The following is a 6,500-nucleotide window of genomic DNA, read 5'->3' on the forward strand; positions in this document are numbered from 1 at the left end:
GACCTCCCTTGATATTCGTTTTGGAACTCAAATCTTAACCAATGAACAAAAAAAAGGGTAGCATAAATTGCTACCCTTCTTAAGTCTTTCTCTATTTTTACGAATTAACTCTTCAAATTTCTCACCGCGTTCATCGCGGTTTCGTGTTGAGTCTTGATAATGTTGGTAATAGTTTGCCAATGCAGAGATTCATTTTGAGTTTTTTGCAACAGCATCGTCATTTGCATCTGCTGATTACTGAAGTCTGCCATTTGGGCATTGTAATCGTTTGCAGGGCTTTGCGCACCAGGTAATGAGGAGGCACCGGGCATTACAGGAGGAGCAGGGATAGTAGTTAAACTTCGCGTTAAGGAGCCACCGACCAAGCCACCAGACCCACCAAAACTCCCTGCACTAGTGTTAAGTACCTGCCCACCCGTTGAAAGGGCTGTCTGAACAACACTTTTACCATCGAAAACTCCCGCACTACCCTCGGCAACCACTCCTGCAGCCCCTAAAAGATCTGAAAAAACAGAAGGCGAATTATTCGTTGTGCCCCGTTGGCTGGATCGTAAAAGTTCTCGGCGATCGATGAGCATTGAGCTTCCTGCGGGGGGGGTACTTCCATTTGTAGTAGACATAATTAAGTTCCTTTTTAATAAATTCGTTTTCTCATATTAATTATCGCCCACAAGCCCTTCGAAAGTTGCGTGCAGAGTGTTTTTTTCTAAACTTTTTCTGTTTGAGCTTATTTTTTACTCGCTTCCACCATTTGATATTTCAATTTAAGCAAATCTTTTAACAAGGTCATGACAAGTTCCAACGACTTCATCACTTTTTTTGCTTGTTTGGATTTAGCTAGCCCAGCCTTTTGTCGAGCAATCTTCTCTAAGGTACCATAAGCGGCGGCAAAATCTTTGTTCAAAGAGTCAAACTCTTCGGTGTCAATGAGCTTTTCAATACGGGGATAACCAGGAATGCTTTCGTCGGATGTTTTTTTGGAAGCACTAGGATTTGTCATAATATCCTTTCTATAATGGAGTAAGCCTCTCCAAAGGGAAATTCTAAGCTCAGAATCTTTACACGTCAAGAAAAGAGCAAATATTCAGTGCAGAGGTTCCAATTTGATAAGGATAGGCTTGAAAGTAGAAACCGACATTTCAAAACGTGTCTCATATTTTTTGAAACCCGGCTTCTCAACCAGTACATGATAAACTCCCAGAGGAATATCCGACAATAAAACCGGCGAGGCTTGACCAATCTCTTGCCCGTTGACCGTGACCTTCGCCCCCGGGGGAGTCGTGCTCACTAAAAATACCGATTTTAAACCTGAAATCTTATGAAATAAAGTTTCCGCATCCGATTTTAATTTTTCATCTTTCTCATTCAAAATCAAATCGACCGTGATGTTTAAGGCCTGCGCTGAATTCCCCGCCCCTAACAAGGCCTCTGCAATAGCCAGATCTGCCTTACTTTTAAATTGGGGAGAAGAAGCCTTCGCCTTTTCTAGATAAGTTTGGGCCACGTCAAAAGTTTTGGTTTGGATGTAGGATAATCCCAGATGATAGTTGATATCCGCCAGTTCAAAGGCAGAAGGATTGTGTTTGAGCGCCTCCGATAATTGATCCACCGCCTGAGCGTACTGCCCCTGACTAATAAGCTCTTTCCCCTTGTTAATGAATTGCCCCGCCTCTGAAGTTTTTAGACTCAATTCTACGGCAAAAGGAGTATTCATTGTTAAGGGAATGGACTGCTCATGATCATAATAACCTTCTTTTTTGAGAACAAAAGTGCCTTTCACCAAGGGAAGTTTCCCATCAAAGGGAGTTACGCCATATTTTTTTGACTCTACCCAAACTTCTGCCCCCGGAGGATTGGTGATAATCTTTGCGGGAAACACTTTAAAATCTTGTTCGCTGAGTGAAACCTCGTAGGAGGTATTTTGAGCACTGATAACAAACTCACGATAGTAACTCACTACATCCATTATCGTCTCTGAGCCCTCCAGACGCGTCGGGCGTTTGATTTCCAATTTATAATTTCCATAGGGAAGCGAAATAGGACGCGTGTATACAATTTCTTGCAACTTCACCGACTGAGTTTTGAGTTCATTGGAAGCAAAAGAAGCCTCCAAATAAACGGAACAGTCTTTGGGCAAACTTTTAACGTTGAGGGATCCCACTGTCCCTTCAAATCGCAAGTTAACAATTTCATCCTGTTTCGAGACAGTAAAGGTTTTCTTTTCACTAAAATCCTGCCCAAGTTCCTGGAAATGGTAGACCGCTACCAGCTCCTGTGGAACACCCAAAGGGACATTTACATTTATTTTGAAGGGGGTACTCCCTAACTCTTTTCCCTGATAAAAAATCTTAGCAGCTAACGGTTTCGCGTCTACATCCAAAAAGACGGGGCTCCCCGAAGAGGCGGTGTTTTCTGGAGCAGTCACCACGGTGGTTTGGGTGGGTTGGGATTCAGGCGGCAACACATACTGATTGACTTGCGATTCTGGAGTCACTTGGGGCGTATTTTTAGGGGTATCCTCTATTTTCGGGACCTGTACAACAACATCTTCTTTTGGAACAAAGGGAATCTTCTTCTTCAAGTGAAATCGGTAGGCCGTATAAGCGAGGCCTACAAATAAAAAAAGGAGAGACAAAGAAAAAATGACTGTCTTCATCCTTGAATTTTCATTTTTTGCAATTGGAAGCAAGAGATGTTCGGAAACTGAAGAAGGACTCGACTCGGGAGGAACTTCTACAGGGGGCTCATTACTAACCTGGATAATATCCGAAACTTCATTTAACAAAGTCGAGTCACGATCTGACTCCGATTTTTCATCTTCAAAAAAATCATCCTCGTCTATCTCTTCCGCCTCGGTCAGAAAAACCAAATTATAAATTCCTATCCTGATTTTATCCTTATGCTTTAACTGAAAATCCTCTTGTACCCGTTGCTCATTGACGTAAGTTCCATTGCGAGAGCCGACATCCTTTATAAAAAATTTGCCCCCCATTTCGTGCAGGACCGTATGAGAGCGAGAAACGCTGTTGTCTTCCAGCACAATGCTATTCACTCCTGCCCTGCCAATGGTAATTTCTTTTTGTTGAGATAAAGTAAACCATGCCCCTTGTTTGGGCCCACTTTGAATCTCTAGGAGAGGATAAGCCTCTGAGCCTCGAATAAGATTTTTATTTGATTTATCAGAATCATTTTCGATATTAATGAGGGTAGCTTCGTCAATTGTGGGTCGTCGAACGCTTTTCATGATCAATTTGTCCCTTCTCTAAATTAGGATCAACAGCAAATAAAAAAAGTCATACTCTTTTAGGTAACATATTACTTTGACATTGCAAATAAAATAAACCATCTTTAAGATGAGTAAAGCCTTAAAAATTATATAATTTTTAACTATTTTTAACTTTCATTATGAATCTCAAAAAACTTTTTTTTCACTTTACTTTAGTCTTTATCTTCTCCTTTCACTTTATTCCAGCCCTTTCGGCACGTTACATTGTGCGACCGCACGATAGGGCCATTTTTCATAATAATCAGGGGGGGCTGCTTTTAAACCAGCAGGAAGTAGATAAAGCGATCTTTGAGTTCAAGACAGCTCTGGAAATTTCTCCCGAATATATTGAAGCCTGGTCTAATTTGGGCCTGGCTTACAAGATGAAAAAAGACATGAACAAGGCTATTGAATCCTATAACCAGGCCCTAAAAATCGAGAAAGATTACCCGGCGGGTTGGACAGGATTAGGCACAGTTTATACGGCCTTGGGAGATTATTCTAAAGCGATTGATTGCTTTAACAAAGCAATCAAATCCAATAAGAAATATGCAGATGCCTACTACGATATGGGAATTGCCTACAAGGCCTTGGCCACTCATAAAGGTCAACCAGATAAAATGAAACAAGCCATCGAAAATTTTAGAAAAGCAACTGATGCCAATCCTAATTATTTTTTGGCTTCTATCGAGTTGGGGCACATTTACATGGAGCAGGGAAAGTTGGAGGATGCCCTCATTCGCTTTAGAGTAGCCACCGAAACAGATCCCAGCAATGCAGATGCCTGGCTCTCCCTGGCTCAGGTTTATCAAAAACAAGGCAATACCGCAAAAGCCCAGGAGGCCACCAACCGGGCCCTTGCCGCTGCACCCAATAGCCCAGCTGCCCATCTTACTTTAGGGGTTCATTACCTAAAAGAAAGAAACTATAGCCTAGCCGAAACCGAGCTTAATCAAGCTCTCGCTATCAATACCAGCGATTCTGAGGCCTATTATAATTTAGGGCTGCTCTCTTATTATCGTGGGGAAGATTCGCAAAAAAATGGAGACATGAGTACAGCTCGCAATTTTTATAGAGAAGCCACCACACGTTTTATGAAGGCCATCGAATTCAATTCTCGTCACGCAGATGCCGCCTATAACATGGCCTATTCCTATTACAAAATGGGAGATCAAGCGGCGGCGAAGGATTGGTTTCAAAAAACCCTAAAAATCAATCCGGATCACTATCGTGCCATCTATGCTTTGGGGCTTTTAGAAGGTGAAATGGGCAATAAAACCGCTTCTCAATCTCTTATCTGCCGCTTCATCAAGGAAGCGCCTGCGGAATTTGATGCTCAAAAGAAAACGTCCGTTAACTTAGTGAATTGCAAATAAGCCCTGCATGCCAAGACTGACATTAAAAAACTTAAAAAACTCTGAAGAGCAAATATTTAACTTACCTCAAGACACGATTACTCTGGGGCGCACTTCTGATTGCGATGTAGAACTTGCCGACAAAAGCATTTCCCGCAAACACGCTCAAATTATGCAAGAGGGAGAAGATTACTATCTTGTTGATCTAAAAAGTGGAAACGGCACTTATCTCAACGGAAAAAAAATTCGCCCTGTTGAAAAGCAGTTGTTACGTCCCGGCGATCTTATCAAGATTGAAAATTTCGAAGTAAAGTTTGGAGTTTTAGACGAATTGCTTCGCAAGGCTGTGGAAGAAGACACCGATACGGACATCGTTGAAGTAAAAATGATTCGGAAGATTCTTGGCGCCCTATCCAAAGATGGATTCCCTAGCTTGGAAATTTTAAATGGAAGTGCCGAGGGGAAAAAAATTGAATTTAGAACGGAAATAAAAGAACTGAATATCGGTCGAGATCCAGAGTGCAATCTCCCCATAGAGGATTCAGTGATCTCGCGTGTGCACGCCAAACTTATTCGAAAGTTGGGGGGAATTGTCCTAGTCGATTTGGAAAGTCGCAATGGTACTTTTGTAAATAATGAAAAAATCCACGAAAAGTTATTGCGTGATGGCGACAAAATCATGCTGGGCACCATCAAGTTACTCTATCGAAATTCTCAAGATGTGAATATCGATGTGATCAGCGAAGAAATCTCGCGAAAAAAGAGGGAAGCGGCATTACGTGAAGCGGAAATGATGGAAATAAAACACAAGAAAGAAGCCGCCCAAGAAGAGGCCCTACTCCCTTCCAATGAGGAAGCTTCAAACGATGGACAGAAAGATCAGGCTTCCCAGCAAAACCAAGTCTCAGAAGAAGTTCCAGCAGAAAATCCAAATTTAAGGACTCTTCCGCCAGAGTTAATTTCGTCCCGCCAAAACTCCAGCACTTCACTGAAGTTGTCGGATCTGTTTTTAATTCTAATAGGCGTTTTGATTCTGCTCATTTCGATGGGATTAGGTGTAATCTTTATTTTAAAATCTTAGTCAAATATGAAACCATTCTCCTCCATACTTATTTTTCTATTCCCTCTGCTACTTCTATCTCGGACCAGTTTTGCCCTACGTTGTGGAAACCAAATTGTGTCAGAGGGAGACACCTCGGCTCAGGTATTGGCAAAATGTGGAGAACCTCAAATTCGGGATGATCAGCAACAGCAAACCGTTGAAAAACTGGGATCTGAATACATCCATAAAATTTCTATCCCTGTAGAAGATTGGATTTATGATTTTGGATCTAATCGTTTGGTACAAGTGTTGCGCTTTGAAAACAATCGACTCAGCAAGATTTCTAGTGGGGGTTATGGAGGATATAAAAACAATCCAGAGCGCTGTCAAAATTCTTTCAGTTATGTGTCGATTGGAGAAACCAAGGCGCAGATCCTTTTAAAATGTGGGCTTCCCAGTTGGAAATCGAGCGAGGAAGAAATTTTAAAAGTAATCAAAAGCGGACCCTATAGCGAATACCTAAAATCCAATATTGAGATTTGGAATTATCAAATGGATGTTAAAAATCCTGTGAGAGTACTCCGTTTTAGAAACGGAGTGCTGGAGTGGATGGATTCGCAATAGCAATAGACTTTCCTAACCTACTGCGCAATCCCTCTGCTGCATTGGGATTCCCCCATTTTTCCTCACTGTACATGAGGTGCTCTTTCTTCCCGACTTCCGCACTAGCGGTTACAGATTCTTTAAAAAACAATAGCTTATAAAAATAAGGGGGCACTACATTTTTCTTTTTTATACGGTCAGTAAAGTGGCCTTTTGTTTTCGGACTAATCCAAAC

At 41.7% G+C, this 6,500-nt stretch carries 6 protein-coding genes; 3 read left to right on the forward strand and 3 right to left on the reverse strand.

Annotated elements, in window-relative coordinates; genetic code table 11:
• Positions 1-104: 104 nt before the first annotated feature.
• The 3 genes from HQM15_10190 to HQM15_10200 form a co-directional block, all read right to left on the reverse strand.
• Complete coding sequence (locus HQM15_10190) at positions 105-620, reverse strand: hypothetical protein (GenBank protein MBF0493135.1); 516 nt, start codon at positions 618-620, stop codon at positions 105-107.
• Positions 621-727: 107 nt separating this feature from the next.
• Entirely contained in the window at positions 728-1,000 is a 273-nt protein-coding gene (locus tag HQM15_10195) for a hypothetical protein (GenBank protein ID MBF0493136.1), read from the reverse strand.
• Positions 1,001-1,084: 84 nt separating this feature from the next.
• Positions 1,085-3,244 (reverse strand): PEGA domain-containing protein, encoded by a 2,160-nt coding sequence (locus HQM15_10200; protein ID MBF0493137.1) that lies wholly within the window; start codon positions 3,242-3,244, stop codon positions 1,085-1,087.
• Between the two features lie 161 nt (positions 3,245-3,405).
• On the opposite strand from HQM15_10200, the gene HQM15_10205 reads away from it, so the two are divergent.
• From HQM15_10205 to HQM15_10215, 3 genes are read left to right on the forward strand one after another with little or no spacing between them, the layout of a single operon-like run.
• Positions 3,406-4,641, forward strand: a complete 1,236-nt coding sequence (locus tag HQM15_10205) for a tetratricopeptide repeat protein (protein ID MBF0493138.1) — start codon at positions 3,406-3,408, stop codon at positions 4,639-4,641.
• 7 nt (positions 4,642-4,648) lie between these two features.
• Positions 4,649-5,701: an FHA domain-containing protein gene (locus tag HQM15_10210; GenBank protein MBF0493139.1), complete on the forward strand. Its 1,053-nt coding sequence runs from the start codon at positions 4,649-4,651 to the stop codon at positions 5,699-5,701.
• A 6-nt stretch (positions 5,702-5,707) separates the two neighbouring features.
• Complete coding sequence (locus HQM15_10215) at positions 5,708-6,286, forward strand: DUF2845 domain-containing protein (protein MBF0493140.1); 579 nt, start codon at positions 5,708-5,710, stop codon at positions 6,284-6,286.
• The last annotated feature ends 214 nt before the right edge of the window (positions 6,287-6,500 follow it).

It is taken from the genome of Deltaproteobacteria bacterium (assembly GCA_015233135.1).
Taxonomy (GTDB): domain Bacteria; phylum UBA10199; class UBA10199; order JADFYH01; family JADFYH01; genus JADFYH01.

Excerpts from the sequence above, each read along its gene's own strand:
- HQM15_10190 (MBF0493135.1), bottom strand. The coding sequence starts at position 620 with ATGTCTACTACAAATGGAAGTACCCCCCCCGCAGGAAGCTCAATGCTC.
- HQM15_10195 (MBF0493136.1), bottom strand. The coding sequence starts at position 1,000 with ATGACAAATCCTAGTGCTTCCAAAAAAACATCCGACGAAAGCATTCCT.
- HQM15_10200 (MBF0493137.1), bottom strand. The coding sequence starts at position 3,244 with ATGAAAAGCGTTCGACGACCCACAATTGACGAAGCTACCCTCATTAAT.
- HQM15_10205 (MBF0493138.1), top strand. The coding sequence starts at position 3,406 with ATGAATCTCAAAAAACTTTTTTTTCACTTTACTTTAGTCTTTATCTTC.
- HQM15_10210 (MBF0493139.1), top strand. The coding sequence starts at position 4,649 with ATGCCAAGACTGACATTAAAAAACTTAAAAAACTCTGAAGAGCAAATA.
- HQM15_10215 (MBF0493140.1), top strand. The coding sequence starts at position 5,708 with ATGAAACCATTCTCCTCCATACTTATTTTTCTATTCCCTCTGCTACTT.